The 16720-nt window shown below is 62.1% G+C and carries 17 protein-coding genes and 2 pseudogenes; 9 read left to right on the forward strand and 10 right to left on the reverse strand.

Features of this window, described 5'->3' with window-relative positions:
* Window position 1: 1 nt before the first annotated feature.
* A complete protein-coding gene (locus CGZ66_RS20720; RefSeq protein ID WP_013531175.1) occupies window positions 2-700 on the reverse strand; it encodes a corrinoid protein in 699 nt (232 codons plus the stop codon).
* A gap of 275 nt (window positions 701-975) precedes the next feature.
* Here CGZ66_RS20720 and CGZ66_RS20725 point away from each other — a divergent pair, with 275 nt between their 5' ends.
* The 4 genes from CGZ66_RS20725 to CGZ66_RS20740 all read left to right on the forward strand — a co-directional run bounded on the left by CGZ66_RS20725 (window position 976) and on the right by CGZ66_RS20740 (window position 5451).
* A complete protein-coding gene (locus tag CGZ66_RS20725; protein WP_095087381.1) occupies window positions 976-2550 on the forward strand; it encodes a trimethylamine methyltransferase family protein in 1575 nt (524 codons plus the stop codon).
* Window positions 2551-2639: 89 nt separating this feature from the next.
* Window positions 2640-3329: a 4Fe-4S dicluster domain-containing protein gene (locus CGZ66_RS20730; protein WP_095087382.1), complete on the forward strand. Its 690-nt coding sequence runs from the start codon at window positions 2640-2642 to the stop codon at window positions 3327-3329.
* Window positions 3330-3434: 105 nt separating this feature from the next.
* Entirely contained in the window at window positions 3435-4172 is a 738-nt protein-coding gene (locus CGZ66_RS20735; protein ID WP_095087383.1) for a dienelactone hydrolase family protein, read from the forward strand.
* Between the two features lie 100 nt (window positions 4173-4272).
* Window positions 4273-5451, forward strand: coding sequence for a BaiN/RdsA family NAD(P)/FAD-dependent oxidoreductase (locus tag CGZ66_RS20740; RefSeq protein ID WP_095087384.1), 1179 nt, complete (start codon window positions 4273-4275; stop codon window positions 5449-5451).
* Window positions 5452-5473: 22 nt separating this feature from the next.
* Here the strand turns inward: CGZ66_RS20740 and CGZ66_RS20745 are convergent.
* The 6 genes and pseudogenes from CGZ66_RS20745 to CGZ66_RS20770 form a co-directional block, all read right to left on the reverse strand.
* Window positions 5474-5868, reverse strand: a pseudogene (locus CGZ66_RS20745) (DUF1801 domain-containing protein).
* A gap of 42 nt (window positions 5869-5910) precedes the next feature.
* Window positions 5911-6303, reverse strand: a complete 393-nt coding sequence (locus CGZ66_RS20750; protein WP_095087385.1) for a VOC family protein — start codon at window positions 6301-6303, stop codon at window positions 5911-5913.
* Between the two features lie 77 nt (window positions 6304-6380).
* A pseudogene (locus CGZ66_RS20755) lies at window positions 6381-6823 on the reverse strand (DUF1801 domain-containing protein).
* Between the two features lie 11 nt (window positions 6824-6834).
* Complete coding sequence (locus CGZ66_RS20760) at window positions 6835-7056, reverse strand: hypothetical protein (RefSeq protein WP_095087387.1); 222 nt, start codon at window positions 7054-7056, stop codon at window positions 6835-6837.
* Window positions 7057-7113: 57 nt separating this feature from the next.
* Window positions 7114-7539, reverse strand: a complete 426-nt coding sequence (locus CGZ66_RS20765; RefSeq protein ID WP_095087388.1) for an SRPBCC family protein — start codon at window positions 7537-7539, stop codon at window positions 7114-7116.
* A complete protein-coding gene (locus CGZ66_RS20770) occupies window positions 7536-7859 on the reverse strand; it encodes an ArsR/SmtB family transcription factor (protein WP_095087389.1) in 324 nt (107 codons plus the stop codon). The genes CGZ66_RS20765 and CGZ66_RS20770 overlap by 4 nt, the downstream gene beginning before the upstream one ends.
* A 154-nt stretch (window positions 7860-8013) precedes the next feature.
* Here CGZ66_RS20770 and CGZ66_RS20775 point away from each other — a divergent pair, with 154 nt between their 5' ends.
* From CGZ66_RS20775 to CGZ66_RS39935, 3 genes are all read left to right on the forward strand, one after another.
* On the forward strand, window positions 8014-8574 hold the full coding sequence (locus CGZ66_RS20775) for an RNA polymerase sigma factor (protein ID WP_095087997.1): 561 nt from the start codon (window positions 8014-8016) through the stop codon (window positions 8572-8574).
* A 2-nt stretch (window positions 8575-8576) separates the two neighbouring features.
* Window positions 8577-10724 carry a VWA domain-containing protein gene (locus CGZ66_RS20780; protein WP_095087390.1) on the forward strand — a complete coding sequence of 716 codons (2148 nt, stop codon included), beginning with the start codon at window positions 8577-8579 and terminating at the stop codon, window positions 10722-10724.
* Between the two features lie 241 nt (window positions 10725-10965).
* A complete protein-coding gene (locus CGZ66_RS39935) occupies window positions 10966-11211 on the forward strand; it encodes a hypothetical protein (RefSeq protein ID WP_095087391.1) in 246 nt (81 codons plus the stop codon).
* 15 nt (window positions 11212-11226) lie between these two features.
* On the opposite strand, the gene bmt is transcribed toward CGZ66_RS39935, so the two are convergent.
* Entirely contained in the window at window positions 11227-12249 is a 1023-nt protein-coding gene (gene bmt / locus CGZ66_RS20790; protein ID WP_167392215.1) for a betaine--homocysteine S-methyltransferase, read from the reverse strand.
* Between the two features lie 134 nt (window positions 12250-12383).
* Window positions 12384-13241, reverse strand: a complete 858-nt coding sequence (locus CGZ66_RS20795) for a helix-turn-helix domain-containing protein (protein ID WP_095087394.1) — start codon at window positions 13239-13241, stop codon at window positions 12384-12386.
* Window positions 13242-13471: 230 nt separating this feature from the next.
* Here CGZ66_RS20795 and CGZ66_RS20800 point away from each other — a divergent pair, with 230 nt between their 5' ends.
* On the forward strand, window positions 13472-14482 hold the full coding sequence (locus tag CGZ66_RS20800) for a fatty acid desaturase (protein WP_167392189.1): 1011 nt from the start codon (window positions 13472-13474) through the stop codon (window positions 14480-14482).
* A gap of 82 nt (window positions 14483-14564) precedes the next feature.
* Window positions 14565-15392: a phosphate/phosphite/phosphonate ABC transporter substrate-binding protein gene (locus CGZ66_RS20805; RefSeq protein WP_095087395.1), complete on the forward strand. Its 828-nt coding sequence runs from the start codon at window positions 14565-14567 to the stop codon at window positions 15390-15392.
* Here CGZ66_RS20805 and CGZ66_RS20810 read toward each other — a convergent pair.
* Window positions 15357-16712 (reverse strand): M24 family metallopeptidase, encoded by a 1356-nt coding sequence (locus CGZ66_RS20810; protein ID WP_095087396.1) that lies wholly within the window; start codon window positions 16710-16712, stop codon window positions 15357-15359. The genes CGZ66_RS20805 and CGZ66_RS20810 overlap by 36 nt on opposite strands.
* Window positions 16713-16720 lie beyond the last annotated feature (8 nt).

Below are 16720 nucleotides of genomic sequence, written 5' to 3' on the forward strand. Positions count from 1 at the left end.
ATCACGCCGAAGCGCGGACGTTGTGCTTGCGCTTCATGAAGTCCTTGGCGGTCTCGACCGCCACCGCGGCGTCGCGGCAATAGGCGTCGGCGCCGACGGCCTTGCCGAATTCCTCGTTCAGCGGCGCACCGCCGACCAGCACGACATAATCGTCGCGGATGCCCTTTTCCTTCATCGTGTCGATGACGACCTTCATATAGGGCATGGTCGTGGTCAGCAGTGCCGACATGCCGATGATGTCGGGCTGGTGCTGCTCGATCGCATCGAGATATTTCTCGACCGCATTGTTGATGCCGAGGTCGATGACGTCGAAGCCGGCACCTTCCATCATCATGCCGACGAGGTTCTTGCCGATGTCGTGGATGTCGCCCTTGACGGTGCCGATGACCATCTTACCCTGCTTCGGCGCACCGGTGGCGGCAAGCAGCGGACGCAGGATGAACATGCCGGCCTTCATCGCATTGGCCGACAACAGCACTTCGGGAACGAACAGGATGCCGTCGCGAAAATCCTCGCCGACGATGCGCATGCCTTCGACCAGCGCCTCGGTCAGCACCTTGTAGGGCGCCCAGCCGCGCTCGAGCAGGATGTTGGTGCCTTCCTCGATCTCTTCCTTCAGCCCGTCATAGAGATCGTCGTGCATCTGCTGCACCAACTCGTCGTCGGAAAGTTCGGAAAGGATGATCTCGTCGTCGGACATTTGTATCGAGCTCCTGCCGGCATCGCGACTGCGTCGCAAGGCACACAATATTCGCGTTCATACCTAACCCGCTGAGGGCATGTATCCATAGCTGATTTGCGACTTCCCGCAAAAGGAAAGCGACCGTAACTCTCTTGGAATTCTTGTCGATTTTGCGACAGGCGTTGGCGCTGGCGGGCCGTTTCGAATAGGGTGCATGGCTACGATCCGGCAAGAAGCGGCGATACGCTGCCGCAATGGATTCCGGACAAGAACAAATTCAGGGAAGAGCGATCATGAGCGAACACGCGGCAGTCGATCAGGAAGCGTCAAACGCGCGACGCGGGCGGGGCGCCAGTGGCGGAGCGGCTGCCCGGCGTGCAGCACGGTCGGGCGGTGGCCCCGGCACCCAGCTCACCTATATCAAGCGCAAGATCAACGTCTATGAGGTGCTGGACGAGGAAGGCCTGGCGCTGATCGAGAAGAACACCGACACGGTGCTCGAGGAGATCGGCATCATCTTCCGCGACGACGCAGAAGCGTTGCAGCTGTGGAAAGAAGCCGGCGCCGACGTCAAGGGCGAGCGTGTGCACTTTCCCAAAGGGCTCTGCCGCTCGCTGCTGAAGACCGCGCCGTCCGTCTACACCCAGCACGCCCGCAATTCCGAGCGCTCGGTGCAGATCGGCGGCAACGCCACCGTCTTTGCGCCGGTCTATGGACCACCCTTCGTGCGCGATCTCGACGGCGTCAGGCGTTATGCGACGATCGAGGATTTCCAGAATTTCGTGAAGCTCGCCTACATGGCGCCGTCGATCCACCATTCGGGCGGCACCGTGTGCGAGCCGGTCGACGTGCCGGTCAACAAGCGCCATCTCGACATGATCTACAGCCACATCAAATATTCCGACAAGCCGTTCATGGGCTCGGTGACCGCGCCGGAACGCGCCGAAGACACCGTCGCCATGGCCAAGATCGTGTTCGGCGACGACTTCGTCGAAAACAACACGGTGCTGACCAGCCTGATCAACGCCAATTCGCCGATGGTGTTCGACGAGACCATGCTCGGCGCGCTGAAAGTCTATTCGCGCCACAACCAGGCCTGCATCGTCACGCCGTTCATCCTCGCCGGCGCGATGAGCCCGGTGACCGTTGCCGGCACGCTGACGCAGGTTTTGGCCGAGGTGCTGGCCGGCGCGTCGTTCACCCAGCTGATCCGGCCGGGCGCGCCGGTGCTGTTCGGAACTTTCGCCTCGTCGATCTCCATGCAATCGGGTGCGCCGACCTTCGGCACGCCGGAGCCGTCGTTGGTGTCCTATGGCGCTGCACAGCTCGCACGTCGCCTCGGCCTGCCGTTCCGCACCGGCGGCTCGCTCTGCGCATCCAAGGTGCCAGACGCTCAGGCGGCCTATGAAAGCGCCAACACGCTGAACTCGACCATCCTGGCCGGCACCAACTTCGTGCTGCATTCGGCCGGCTGGCTCGAGGGCGGCCTCGCCTCCTGCTACGAAAAATTCATGATGGACATCGACCAGCTCGGCATGACGCAGAAGTTCTCCGAGGGCGTCGATCTGTCGGAAAACGGTCAGGCGATGGATGCCATCCGCCAGGTCGGACCGGGCAGCCATTATCTCGGCTGTGACCACACCCAGGCCAATTTCCAGACCGCCTTCTATCGCTCCAACATCGCCGACAACAATTCCTACGAACAGTGGCTGGCGGAGGGCGAGAAGACCGCGCCGCAGCGCGCCAACGAGCTCGCCCGCCGTTGGCTGGAAAGCTATGAGGCACCACACCTCGATCCGAGCACCGACGAAGCCTTGAAGGACTTCATCGCCAAGAAGAAAGGGTCGATGCCCGACGCCTTCACTTGAAAGGAGCCCGAGTCAGGCGGGGCTAAAGTCGCCAACATCATTCACAAGGAAGTCTGGCGGAGCGCATTCTCCGATCCGGTCAAGAAGGAATGATTGCGCCTGCCGGCAGCGTTGACCGTATCGCTTCGGCGCTTCTCGCCAACGGCCTTGTTCTGCGTGGCGGCTTCAATTTTGTGCCGGGCGATGCACCGCCACCGGTCCAGTCAGGCGCTTCCGCCAAGTCCGTCCTGCTGGTGGGGCAGGCGGGTGCTGCGTCCTGGCCGCATTTCCTGCGCTGGCGGGAAAAGCAATCGCCGACCATCGCCAATCCGCTCGACACCTGGTCGCGTGAAGTGATCGGGGCGGTGGCGGAGGTATTCGGGGCGAGGGCCATTTCACCGTCCGACAAGCCCTATCTACCATTTCAGCAATGGGCGATGCGGGCGGAGGGGCTGAAGCCGTCACCGCTCGGCATCCTCATGCATCCGCACTATGGGCTGTGGCACGCCTACCGTGGTGCGTTGCTGTTCGAGCAAGAACTGCCGCTTCAAGCCGCTGAGACGCCGCTCCACCTTTGCGACGCGTGTGCCGAGAAGCCCTGCCTGAAATCCTGTCCGGTCGACGCCTATTCCGCGCAAGGTTTCGCCTACCAATCCTGTCTGGCGCATGTGCAGGGGGCGAAAGGCGGACCGTGCCGTAGTGGCGGCTGCCTCGATCGCAATGCCTGTCCCTATGGCATGGCCTATCGCTATCCACCGGAGGTCCAGGCCTTTCATATGGCGGCATTCGCCGGTCTGTAGTCGCCACGCCATCCTGCACGAAATGTTGACTGCCGGGTTCTGGGAACGCCTTGTTCTGGCGGCTCACGCGGATATGTATCGCGCATCTAATGAACGGAGCAGGCGATGACGAAACAAGACCTTCAGATCAAGACCAGGGATGGCGTTGCCAGGGCAGGACTTTTCCGCGCCGCGAACGCGTCCCCGGCCAAGGCCGGCATCATCCTGTATATGGATGCGTTCGGGCCGCGCGCTGCGCTCGATGGCATGGCGGAACGGTTGGGGGGCGAAGGCTATGCGGTGCTGGTGCCAGACCTGTTCTACCGCAATGCGCCCTACGGTCCGTTCGACGCCAAGACCGCCTTTGCCGAGGAAAAGACCAAGACAGTGCTGATGGCGCTGGTCACCGGCACCACGCAGGCGATGACCATCAGCGACAGTGGTGCATTCCTCGATGCGCTGGCTGCCGAGGGTGTTACCGGACCGATCGGGACGGTGGGCTATTGCATGGGCGGCGCACGGGCATTGAACGCCGCTGCAACCTATCCCGAGCAGATAAAGGCGGCGGCCAGTTTCCACGGCGGCAATCTGGCCAGCGATGCCGCCGACAGCCCGCATCGCAAGGCAGCCTCGATCAAGGCGCGCGTCTATGTCGGCACGTCCGGTGTCGACAGAAGTTTCCCGCCTGAGCAGTCGGCGCGGCTTGCCGAGGCGCTGCGAGTTGCGGAAGTCGACCATGTGATCGAGAACTATGTCGGCATGGCGCATGGCTGGTGCGTCCCGGATCACAGCGTTTTCAATGTCGCGGGTGCCGAGCGCCACTGGAAGCGGTTGACGACGCTTTTTGCCGAGACGCTGATCTAAAACTGATCGGGACGTTGCCTGCGGTCGCACCGAACGGGTAGAGACTGCACGATGGCGCGGCCTGCTACAACGGCGCCGCCAGCGGGAACGATTTGGCCTGATGCAATCCTATGATGTCGTGATCATCGGCGCGGGTGCCGCCGGAATGATGTGCGCCGTGGAGACGGCCAAGCGCGGCCGTTCGGTGCTGATCCTCGATCACGCGGCGATGCCTGGCGAAAAGATCCGCATCTCCGGCGGAGGCCGGTGCAATTTCACCAACATCCATGCCAGCCCGAGGAACTTTCTCTCGGGCAATCCGCATTTCTGCATCTCGGCGCTTAGCCGTTATACGCAGCGCGATTTCATCGCGCTCGTCGAACGCCACCGCATCGCCTATCACGAAAAGACGCTGGGGCAGTTGTTCTGCGACGGCTCCGCACGCTTGATCATCGACATGCTGGTCGCGGAAATGCGGAGCAGGGGCGTGGAACTGGCACTGTCTGCCAACGTCGGTGATGTCCGCAAAACCGTGGAAGGATTTGTGCTCACCCTCTCCACGGGTGCGGTCGCATGCCAGTCCCTGGTCGTGGCGTGCGGCGGCAAGTCGATCCCCAAGATGGGGGCGACCGGCTTCGGCTACGAGCTTGCCGAACGGTTTGGTCTTGCCATTGTCGAAACGCGGCCGGCGCTGGTGCCGCTGACCTTTGACGCAAAAACGCTCGAGCGGCTGGCGCCCCTGGCCGGCAATGCCGTCGAAGCTGAAGTCGCCTGTGGCAAGACACGGTTTTCCGAAGCGATGCTGTTCACGCATCGCGGCGTCAGCGGACCGTCCATCCTGCAGATATCGTCCTATTGGCGCGAGGGCGATGAAATCCGTATCGCCATGCTGCCGGGAGCCGACGTGGCAGACATCATTCGCACCGCCAAGCGCGGCAACGGACGGCAAGCGGTGCAGACGGTGCTGGCAAATCATCTGCCGAAACGGCTTGCACAGTCGATCGCCGAGCGCACCGGGATCGACGGCAACCTCGCCGATCTTTCGGACGTCCAGATCAAAATCATCGTCGCGGCGGTCAATGACTGGCACATCAAGCCGGCCGGTTCGGAGGGCTATCGTACCGCCGAAGTGACGTTGGGCGGGGTCGACACAAACGGACTCGACCAGAAGACGATGCAGGCGAAATCCGTGCCGGGCCTGTTTTTCATTGGCGAAGTCGTCGATGTCACGGGCTGGCTGGGCGGTTATAATTTCCAGTGGGCGTGGTCGTCCGGCTGGGTTGCGGGGCAAGCGGCCTAAAGCACCAAAAGTGGCGACGATGCTACTTCCGTGCCTTCGCCAGCGCTTTCTTCTTCTTTTTGGCCTGGTTGTAATCGATGGCGGCCCGGACGAGGTCTTTCAGCGCGCTCTCGTCGAGCTCATCGTCCTCGAAAAGATCGATCGCACGCCACACTTTGCCGTCCAAACCCGCGTTGAAGAGCTTGCCGGGATCCGGGAGGCTGGCGCTTGGGAAAAGGTCAGTTTCACCTTGTCCTTGTGGGCGTTGCCGACGGCGATCATTCCGTCGCGGGACCACACCGGGCTTCCCATCCACTTCCACTCCTCGATGATCTCGCCATCGACTTCAAGAATGGTCCTGCGGACGCCGGCGAGTGTCTTGCCACGCCAGTCCGCGAGGCCCGCGATCAACTGGTCGATCTGTTGCGATGGAGTCATCGGGTGCCTTCCTCTGCCACAATGCGTTCTATTTACCGCGCATTACCAACGCGCCAGCTGGGTGATCTGGACGAGGTTGCCGCAGGTGTCGTTCAGCTGGGCGATGGTCGAGCCGGTCACCTCAGTCGGCGGCATGGTGAACTCGCCACCGCTCGCCTTGATGCGCTCGTAGTCACCCTTCACGTTGTCGGTGAAGAACATGACGGCGGGCTGGCCCTGCTTGAAGATGGCTTGCTGATAGGCCTTGGCGGCCGGGTTGTCGTTGAGCGCGAGTTGCAGCTCGGTTCCATCGGGCTCTTCGGCCGAAGCCACGGTCAGCCAGCGATAGGGTCCATTGCTGAAGTCGGCCTTCTTGGTGAGGCCGAGCACTTCAGTATAGAAGCGCAGGGCGTTTTCCTGGTCGTCCACATAGACGCTGGTCAGCTTGATCTTCATCGCTATTTCTCCTCTGTCCGCCCTGTCGGAAGGGCGTGGTTTGAATTGTGCTGGCAGGCTTCAATCAATCCGCGCGGCTAAGGGATCCAGCCGGGGCTGGCGGCGGCCTGCTTCACCCAGTCCGCCATCTGCGCCTCGTCGAACTGGTCGCCTTCGCGGATGTCGATCCAGCGTGCGTCCTTGCTTTTCGCCGTGCCGCCGGGTGGGACCGGCCGCAACGACATGCCACTGAAGAAGGTCACCTTCACGTAGTGGGTCAGGACACGGTACACCAGCCTTGGCCCTCGATGCCGTAGAACGGTGAGTTCCATCTTACGGCCTTGCGTACATCAGGCACGTTGCGCACGATGAGTGCGTCGAGGCGCTCGCCGAGGCCGCGTTTCCAGCCCGGCATTGCAGCGATATAGGCCTGCACCGGCGCGTCGCCGTCCCCCTTCGCGATTTGCGGGTTGCCGCCCGACAGCAGGACTGGTGCAGCCTTGGACGCGACCTTGGTCGATTGCCCCTGCGTCTTGGCCATTCTGCCCATTCCTATGCGCCCGCGCGTTCCCTGCCGTTTCCCTTGGTGGCATACGGCAGCACGAACATGTACAAGCCACTGAACAGCAACAAGAAGAGCGGCAAGAGCGGCGAGTAGACGATCCAGGCAGGCGGCTGCCCCAATGCCATGGCAACGAAGTTGGCGATGACGGTCAGCGTAAAGATGATCGACAGCCAGCGATGAATTTGCCGAACCCACTTGTTCCAGTCCAATGAGACCTCCCGTTAAAAACGAGCCGAAGCGGAACCCAGTGATCCGCTCCGCGGGTTTCAATCCATTCGCGCCAGGACCTCAGCCAGGTTTGCAAAGTACTGCCGCCACCCGCTCGTCGCACCCCGGTATGCCTGCTCCTGATCAGGCCGGAAGCCGGACTGCTCCATGCGCAATCGAGTGCCCGTGCTGGTTGGCATGAGAGTCCATGTGACGACACTCTCGAGGCCATAGGCCTGCCAGGTGTAGGACAGTGTCTTGTTCGGCTCGATTGCGGTTACCTGACAGTCAACGACGATGCTCACGTCAGGCTGCGGGTCCTTTCGCAGATTGAAACGGTGACCCGCGACTGGCTTGAAATCATTCTTCATCAGCCACTCCTCGATCAAATGCGGTTGGGTGAGCGCGCGCCAGATCTTTTCCGGCGGATGAGGTATCTCTCGTTCGACAATGACGGAGCGCGTTTCGGTCGCAATGTTGGTCATTGGTCCATTCTATTGAGCAGATTTTCGAGGTCGTCGAACCGGCTCTGCCAGAAAGCCTTCATCTGGTTCGTCCAGTCAGTCAGCGGTGCAAGTGCGCCGAGTTGGGCGCTGTAATGGGTCTGCCGTCCCTCATGGCGGTCGCGCACCAGGCCGGCGTGCCTCAGCACGCCGAGGTGCTTTGACACGGCCGGTTGCGAGACCCCCGACTGAGCCGTCAGTGCGCCGACCGTCTGCTCGCCTTCCCGGCACAGGCGCTCGAAGATGGCCCGACGCGTCGGATCGGAGAGCGTTCTGAACAGGACATCGTGAGCATTCGTCATTGGGATCGATAACTCGGCGGCTATTGATTGACGTATAACCGCAGGGATATGTATCTGTCAAGCGGGGCAGCGACGGCCACGATCTGCCCGTTTCCAAAAAAATCTTTCCATTGCCCCAAGGAATCGCCATTAGCCTTCGTCCAACAGGCAAATGATGGCGATGATGCTGGATGAGAGCGAAGCCTCCGACGCCGAACTGATCGGGCGGGCGAAGGGCGGAGACAGGGGGGCCTTCAGCAAATTGCTGGAAAGGCACTATGACTTCGTCTATCGCGCCGCCTATCGCTGGTGCGGCAAGAAGGCCGATGCCGAAGACATCGCCCAGGAAGTCTGCGTCCGGCTCGGCCGGGCTATCCGCGACTATCGCGGCGGCGGCGCCTTCACGACATGGCTCTACTCCGTGACCCTGAACGCCGCGCGCGACATGATGCGCAAGTCCGCTCGCGATATGGCAAAGACGGAGGCCTACGGCGTTCACGCGCTGATCTCGGGCGAAGCTTCGGCAGAGCCGGAAGACCCGGCCGAGGCATTGTGGGCGGCGGTGCGGCAACTGCCGGACAAGCAGCGCGACGCCGTGCTGCTGGTTTACGGCGAGGGCTTGAGCCATGCGGCCGCCGCTGAGGCGATGGCGATCTCGGAGGCGACGGTTTCCTGGCACATCCATGAAGCGAAGAAACGGCTGAAGACGCTGATGCGCTCGGCCGGGGAAGTGTGACCATGGTCGACGACAACGAACTCAACAGACTGCGCGACATCGCCGCACCGGCGCCGGGCGAGAGCGCGAAGGCTCGCGCCTTCGAAGCCGCCATGCGCGCCTATGACCAGGAAAATATTTCGACCGTGACCCAAGGATCGGTTGGCGGGCTTCGTCTCACAGAGCGAGCACAAAAGCTCTGGAGCGAGATCATGCAAAAGAAACTCATTGCCGCGCCGGCTCTTGCCGGGCTCGTCGCCCTGCCGATCGCCGGATACGCCACCTTCCACATGCTGAGGGAACAGCCGCCGAAATTCGGCGGCGACGAGAAGATCACCGAAACGCTGGCCGACAAGCCTGCGACGGTGAAGCAGACGACCAACGAGCTCAAGCCGGCCCGGACCGAACTGGAGAAAGACAAGAAGGCCGACGCGGACGTGGAAAGCCGCGACGCCACAGATGCGCTTGTCGCGCCGGCCTCACCGCCGAAATCCGAATCGACCGTCGCTATCGGCGGCGCACAGAAGGAGGCGGCGACGGGCGCTCCCCGACAGGATGCTACTGGCGCCGGAAGTGTGGCAATGAATAGTGCACCCCCGGCACCGGCCCCGACAGGTGAATTTGCGCTGGACGGCACTGTAAGCGCCCCCAGCAAGTCGCGGAGTCTCGCGCCGGCCGAGTCCAAGCTGATGGCGCAGCAGCCAGCCATGGCTCCGGCCGACCAGGTTCAGCCGCAAGAGGAAAACCGCGACCGCATCGAGGATTTCAAGACCAATCCGGTGCATGCCGCGCTTGAGGATCCGGTCTCGACCTTCTCGATCGATGTCGACACGGCTTCCTATTCCTTCGTGCGGCGTTCGCTGAAGGAAGGGTTCGTGCCGCAGGCCGATACGGTGCGCGTCGAGGAGATGATCAACTACTTCCCTTATGACTGGAAGGGCCCGGACTCCGCCACGACGCCGTTCAACTCGACGGTCAGCGTCATGCCGACACCGTGGAACACGCACACCAAGCTGATGCATGTCGCCATCAAGGGTTTTGACGTCAAGCCGACCGAGCAGCCGAAAGCCAATCTGGTCTTCCTGATCGACGTCTCGGGCTCGATGGACGAGCCGGACAAGCTGCCGCTGCTCAAGTCGGCTTTCCGGCTTCTGGTCGGCAAATTGAAGGCAGACGACACGATCTCGATCGTGACCTATGCCGGTGAGGCCGGCACCGTGCTGATGCCGACAAAAGTTGCCGAGAAGGACAAGATCCTCAATGCCATCGACAATCTGCAGCCCGGCGGCTCGACGGCCGGCGAGGCAGGCATCAAGGAAGCCTACAGGCTTGCCCAGCAATCCTTCGTCAAGGACGGCGTCAACCGGGTGATGCTCGCCACCGATGGCGACTTCAACGTTGGCCAGACTGATGACGACGACCTGAAGCGGTTGATCGAGAGCGAGCGCAAGACCGGTGTCTTCCTGTCGGTGTTCGGCTTTGGCCGCGGCAATCTGAACGACCAGATGATGCAGACCATCGCCCAGAACGGCAACGGTACGGCCGCCTATATCGACACGCTCGCCGAGGCCGAGAAGGTGCTGGTCGAGGACGCCTCCTCGACGCTGTTCACCATCGCCAAGGACGTGAAGATCCAGGTCGAGTTCAACCCGGACAAGGTCTCGGAATACCGGCTGATCGGCTACGAGACCCGGGCGCTCAACCGCGAGGATTTCAACAATGACCGCGTCGATGCCGGCGATATCGGTTCGGGTCATTCGGTCACCGCGATCTACGAGATCACGCCGAAGGGCAGCGGTGGCGAGCAGATCGATCCGCTGCGCTATGGCCAGGCATCGGTGGACAATGGGGGCGTCGCCAATGCCGGCGAATATGCCTTCGTCAAGATCCGCTACAAGCTGCCCAACGAGGACGTCTCGAAGCTGATCACCACGCCGGTGACTTCGGCCAACGAGGTGGCGTCGTTCGACGAGGCCGGCACCGACCAGCGCTTCTCCGTGGCCGTCGCGGCCTTCGGCCAGAAGCTGCGCGACGAGGATGCAACCGCGAAGTTCGGTTACGACAAGATCATGGAGATTGCCACTGCCGCTCGAGGATCCGACCCGTTTGGGTACAGGTCCGAGTTCCTCTCGCTTGTGCGCCTTGCCTCGGCGCTGGGCGGAAATCGGTAGTGGTGATGACGGCCGGTTTCTTTCAGATGGGATCGTTCTGATACTGGAAACCGACCCACGGGCGGGTGAGGCAGGCCGGCGAGGGATTCATTCCTTGCCGGCCTTTTTTTGTGGATTGTTAAATTGCGTTGGATTTCCGGTAGATGATCGCAATTTCCTCTTGTTACGCAGAGGCTAATGTTTGGGCTTGAGGGGGCCGGAATTGCTGATCAGGACTGTTGCGAACTCGATAACCCGAGATATGCCGGCACTTGGATCGGCAGCGTCCACGCCATCGGCGGAATCCAGGCGCATCAGCGATGATGTCGCTCAAGCGCGTAACACCGCCATATCGGCGCTGAACAATGATCGTTTTCGCGTCATGCTGGAGCAGATCTCCGACCCCACTGCATCGGGCGCACTGATGACGATGCGCGGCGATACGGCCGCCGGCGCCGGTACCGATTTCAAGTCGGCGCAATCGAGCTACGCCGACAACAGCGAATAATCGGAAACGATAAGGTCAGGCCCGGCTGCGGCGACGCTCGCGGCGGGCTTCGCTGGTTTCGACGGTGTTTTCCGTCGCCACCTTGTTGCGCATCGGACCGATGCGCTCGACAATCGCGCCAACGGTCGGACGATCCGCCTTGGTGTGCGCGTCGAGTGCCTTGCGCATGGCGGCAAGGTGCTGAAACGAGGTGCCGCAGCAGCCGCCGACGATTTTCGCACCGGCATCGACGGCAAGCCTGACATAGTCGGCCATCAGTTCCGGCGTGCCGGAATAATGAATCTCGGTGCCGCGGAATTCGGGAATGCCGCAATTGCCCTTGACGATCACAGTCGCCTCCGGCTTCGCCTCGGTCATGTCGAGCAGCGATGCCAGGATGTCGGAGGCGCCAACGCCGCAATTGGCACCGACGCCGAGCGGCGCTTGCGACAAGCCGTCGACGACGCCGTGGATGTCCTTCGGCAGCAGGCCCATCATGGTGCGGCCGGCGGTGTCGAAGGACCCGGTATAGGTATAGGGCAGGCCGACGCGGATGGCGGCTTGGGCAGCGGCGCGGATCTCGTCGGGAGCCGACATGGTCTCGATCCAGGCGACTTCGGCGCCACCGGCCTTGAGACCCTCGATCTGTTCGGCAAAGGCGTCGACGGCCTCGTCATAGGTCATGGCGCCAAGCGGCACCAGCAATTCACCGGTCGGGCCGACCGAGCCGGCGACGATCACCTTGCGGCCGGCCTTGTCGGCGACGGCACGCGCAATCTCGGCGGCGCGCTTGTTCAGCGCGTGCACGCGGTCCTGCGCATGATGCAGCTTCAGCCGGTGACGGGTGCCGCCGAAGGAATTGGTGAGAATGATGTCGGCGCCCGCATCGACGAAATTCTGGTGCAGGCTGGTGATGGTGTCGGGCGCCGTCTCGTTCAGCAGTTCCGGTGCTTCGCCAGCCTCCAGCCCCATGGCGAACAGGTTGGTGCCGGTGGCGCCATCGGCCAACAGCACGCCCTTTTCAGCCAGCAGCGCATCGATCGGGTTGGTCGTCGTCATCGGATTGGCTTTCATGTTTCGAACTTCGGATAAGGATATAAAGAAGTCTTTATGTGTAGTCAATGATATTGCGGCGATTGACTGGCGATGTCGACGGCCGGGCGTTGGGTTGAATGGCCCACGATTGCCGTCGATCAGGCAGAGCTTGATGCGAAGGACATGTCAGCCAGATTGCGCGCGAAGGCGGCGGCTTCGTGCGGGTTGACGTCGGCGGCACGGATCAGATTGTCGAAATGCTGGGTCAAGGCCTGGACCGGCTGGGTGGCGTTCAGCACCACATACATGTCGCCGACATAGATAGCCGCCCGATAGGGGCCGAAGATGGTGAGGGGAATGGAATAGCGCATGCGGCCGTCATACAGAAACAAGCGGAAGGTTGGGTAGAGATCGTCAAGCAGCGTTGCCATATGGGCGAGTTGTTGTCGGCGGTCGGCCTCCGGAAAACGGTCCCACACGCCTAGGCCGCGGGCAAAGATCTCCAGCGTATGGCGCGGCATGCAGACTTCCATGTCGGTTTCCGGCCGCCGGTTGTAATCGATGCGGTATTGGGTTTCGTTGGCTTGCGTCAGACGGCTCCTGTTGGTGATGTTGGCTTCGTAGTCGACGAGGGCGTGTGTTCGCAGAAGATCGGGGATGCCGGCCGGCACATAGCGGATCTTGGTACCGGCAGCCTCGGCGAACCACTTTGCCAGCAGCGTGCGGTCGAAGCCGTCGCGCGCTTCCTCGATCTCCAGGCTTTCGCGGATCTCGCCGGTGACACCCTCGTCCTGGCTGAGGCCAAGCAGCCAGTCCAGCGACACTTTGAACTCGGCAGCGATATTGAGCAGGGTTTCCGCCCGGGGCAGGCGTGTCGAGGCGCCGGACAGCAGTTGCGACAGGGCCGACCGATCGATGCCGACCGCGGTCGCGAAAGATGACTGGTTGAGATCGGACCTTGTCAGGAGCAGCTTCAGACGCTCCCGAAAGATTGCTGACAGATCTCGTTTGTCCATCACTTGGCTCCGCGAATCAGGAGGAAAAATTTGCGCCAAAGCTGCCGGAATGGACGCCTCAGGCGTAAATGAATCCCCAATATTGTTTACAATGTGTAACATGTGCTGTCAAAAATGCGCAATCGCAACATTTTGTACACTTTGTCTCGTTGAGTGGAATCGCTTCTCCTGACACAATGATGTCAGGAACCAGTTGGGGTTCCGGCGACTGAGGGACAGTGGTCGATAGCATGACTAGCATGAGCATCAGACAGCGTAGCGTACCGGCCATCGAATGGCCGACCGTGGTTCTCGCATTCTTCTGCTACGCAACATGGTTCGCGACCGGCTTCTTGCTCTGGCCATCCTACCCGATCTCCGCGCTCGCCGTCCTGGCCTTCACCGCCGCATTGCAGTCGTCGATCATGCACGAAGTGCTGCACGGTCATCCAACGCGCAATGCGCGGATCAATGAGGCCTTCGTCTTCCTGCCGATCGGTCTCGTCTGGCCGTTCCGCCGCTTCAAGACGATTCATCTGCGCCATCATGCCGACGAGCGGCTGACCGATCCGCTGGACGATCCCGAGAGCTACTACCAGGCGCTCTGGCAGCATGATGACTTGCCGCCGACGATGAAATTCCTGCTCAAGATCAACAACACCATGGCTGGCCGCTTCGTGCTCGGCCCCTGGCTGTCCTGCGTTGGCTTCTTCATCGACGACGCCAGGCAAATGATCGCCGGCGACAAGACGATCCGCAAGGCGTGGCTGCTGCATGCGATCGGCCTCGCCATCGTGATGCCCATCGTCCAGTTCGGCTTCGGCATCCCCCTGTGGCTCTACGTCCTGGTACCGGTCTGGCTCGGCCAATCGATGATCTCGATCCGCACCTTCGCCGAGCATCAATGGTCCGAACACCCGGAGGGCCGCACGGTGATCGTCGAGCGCTCGCCGCTGTCGTTCCTGTTCCTCAACAACAATTTGCATTTCGTCCACCACAAGAGCCCGACCGTGGCCTGGTACCGGCTGCCGAAACTGTTTCGCGACCGTCGCGACGAATGGCTGCGGATGAACAATGGCTACGCCTATCCGAACTATTTCGCGCTGATCAAAGCCTATGCCTTCAAGGCGAAGGAGCCAATCGTGCACCCGGTGCTGCGGCGCGCGCCGGAGCCGGGCAGGGCGTTCAAACCTCGCATCAGGGCGCGCAACATAAATGGGCTCGGCTCCGCGCCGGTTCCCGCCGAGCCGCCCAAGGAATGAGTTTTGCGGCCAGTGGGTAATGCCTGCTAGACTGGCTGCGGTCGGTCCCCTTCAATCCCAGATACAACGGTCAGATTCCGGCATGAGCGAATTGGTTGCGGCGTTGCCGATGTATGACTGGCCCGAAGCGCGCGACGAGGTCGACGCCCAATGGGCGCGCTTGCGCGACGCCTTCCGGCGGAGGGGTATCGACGCGCCGCAAACGATCGTGCGCCGCAATGGCGACCTGCCGCCGGTGCCGGGTGGCATTCATGATGCCCAGGGAAAACTGATCGCGCCAGACCCTGCGACATTGCCGCCGGACGAGCTTGATTTTCACAAGCTTTGGCTGCATCCAGCGCTACTGTTTGCGCAGACCTGCTGGGGACCGATGGAACTCGGCCTGTCCAAACACGTTCAGGTGGTCGGCCAGCCGAGCTACGACGCCTGTGAGGGCGGGCAGGGTGAGCTCTATTCGAGCGCGATCGTGATGCGGACGGGCGAGGGGCCGGAGGTTCGATCGCCTGCGGATGGCCGCGCACTCATCCCGCGCGATCTGATCCGTGGCAAGCGCTTCACCTTCAACAGCCTTGATTCCATGTCAGGCATCATTGCGCTGACGCGCGACCTGCAAGCGGCCGGCGAAGACCTGGAGATATTCTCGACGCGCAGCGAAAGCGGCGGCCACCGCGACTCGATCGTCGCTGTGGCCGAAGGCAAGGCGGATGTCGCGGCCATCGACTGCGGAAGCTGGGCGCTGGCGCAGCGTTTCGAGCCGGCGGCGCAAGCGGTGAAGGTTGTCGGCTGGACGGGGCGGCGCAAGGGCCTGCCGTTCATCACCGCCGCAACGACACCGGAAAAGACGGTCAGGGCGATGCGCGAGGCACTTGCCGGACTAACCGAGCAGCCTCGCATCCAACGGGTAGGTTGAAAGTTTTTCGTTGCCGGTTTCGGTGATGAGGATCTGCTCCTCGATCTTGACGCCCTCGCGTCCGCCCAACCGGCCGATATAGCTTTCCACGCACAGCACCATGCCTGGCTCGAGCACGCCGTCCGGGGTGTCCGCGGTCCAGTCGCTGGCATGCGGCAGGGTCGGGTATTCGTCGGCCAAGCCGACGCCGTGATAGAGCACGCCGTAGCGCGTCGGAAAACAGTCTCCGGGCGGCACCGCCGATCGTTCGACAAGGTCGCGGAACGAGGTGCCCGGCTGCATCAATTTGGTATTGTAGGTGATTTGATCTGCGGCGATGCGGAACAGGTCGCGCTGTTCGTTGGTCGGCTTTGCATCACCGCACAGCCAGGTGCGCGACAGGTCGGCGCAGAAGCCGTAGGGGCCGATCAGGTCAGTGTCGAAGGCGACGAGGTCGCCAGCTTCGATCTTGTGCGACGAGCATTCCTGGAACCACGGGTTGGTGCGCGGGCCTGACGTCAGCAGCCGCGTCTCGATCCATTCGCCACCACGCGCAATGTTGCCGCGATGCAATTCGGCCCACAGCTCGTTCTCGTTAATGCCAGGCTGCAGAGCCTGCTCCATCTCGCCCATCGCCGCCTCGCAAGCGACGATGGCGCGGCGCATGGCGAGAATCTCGTCCGATGATTTGATCAGCCGCGCATTTTCCATCACCGCTTCGCCATTGCCGATCGTCACACCCAGACGCGCGAGTTCCTCGACGCCTTCCGGGTTGATGTGATCGACCGCGATGCGGCTGTTGCCGCCGCCATGTTCCCTGACCAGATCGGCAATGCCGGCGGCCCAGCGGCGGACTTTTTGCTCGGTCAGTTCGCCGCCATAGAGATACATCCATGAGACAGCCGGCCGCACCTCGTCGACGACGCCGGAATGGTCGGACAGGTGCTCGCAGGAAAAATAATCGAACAGCACCACCGGCCCGTCGGTGGCGACGAAACAATGCCGTGTCGGATTGTGCGCCACCCACAGCTGCATGTTGGTGGAATCGGTGGCGTAGCGGATGTTGACCGGGTCGTAGAGCAGGGCGCCGGCATAGTCGCGGCGCTTCAACTCGGCGCGGATGCGGTCCAGTCGGTATTGGCGCATCGCCGGCAGATCGGGAGCGGCAGTACCTGCCGCTGCCCATTCAGCTTCCGCCTGGGCGCCATAGCCCAGCACATGCTGGTTGAGCGACGCCGCCTTCTGGCGGGAAGCGTCGCGCAGCGCCTCGATCGAGCCCGGCTCGAACGGCATGATCTTGCGATGACGGCCAAAGCTGCCCTTCGGCCCCGCGCTGTCCATGACCGAAC

The sequence above is a fragment of the Mesorhizobium sophorae genome (assembly GCF_002270415.1).
Taxonomy (GTDB): Bacteria; Pseudomonadota; Alphaproteobacteria; order Rhizobiales; family Rhizobiaceae; genus Mesorhizobium; species Mesorhizobium sophorae.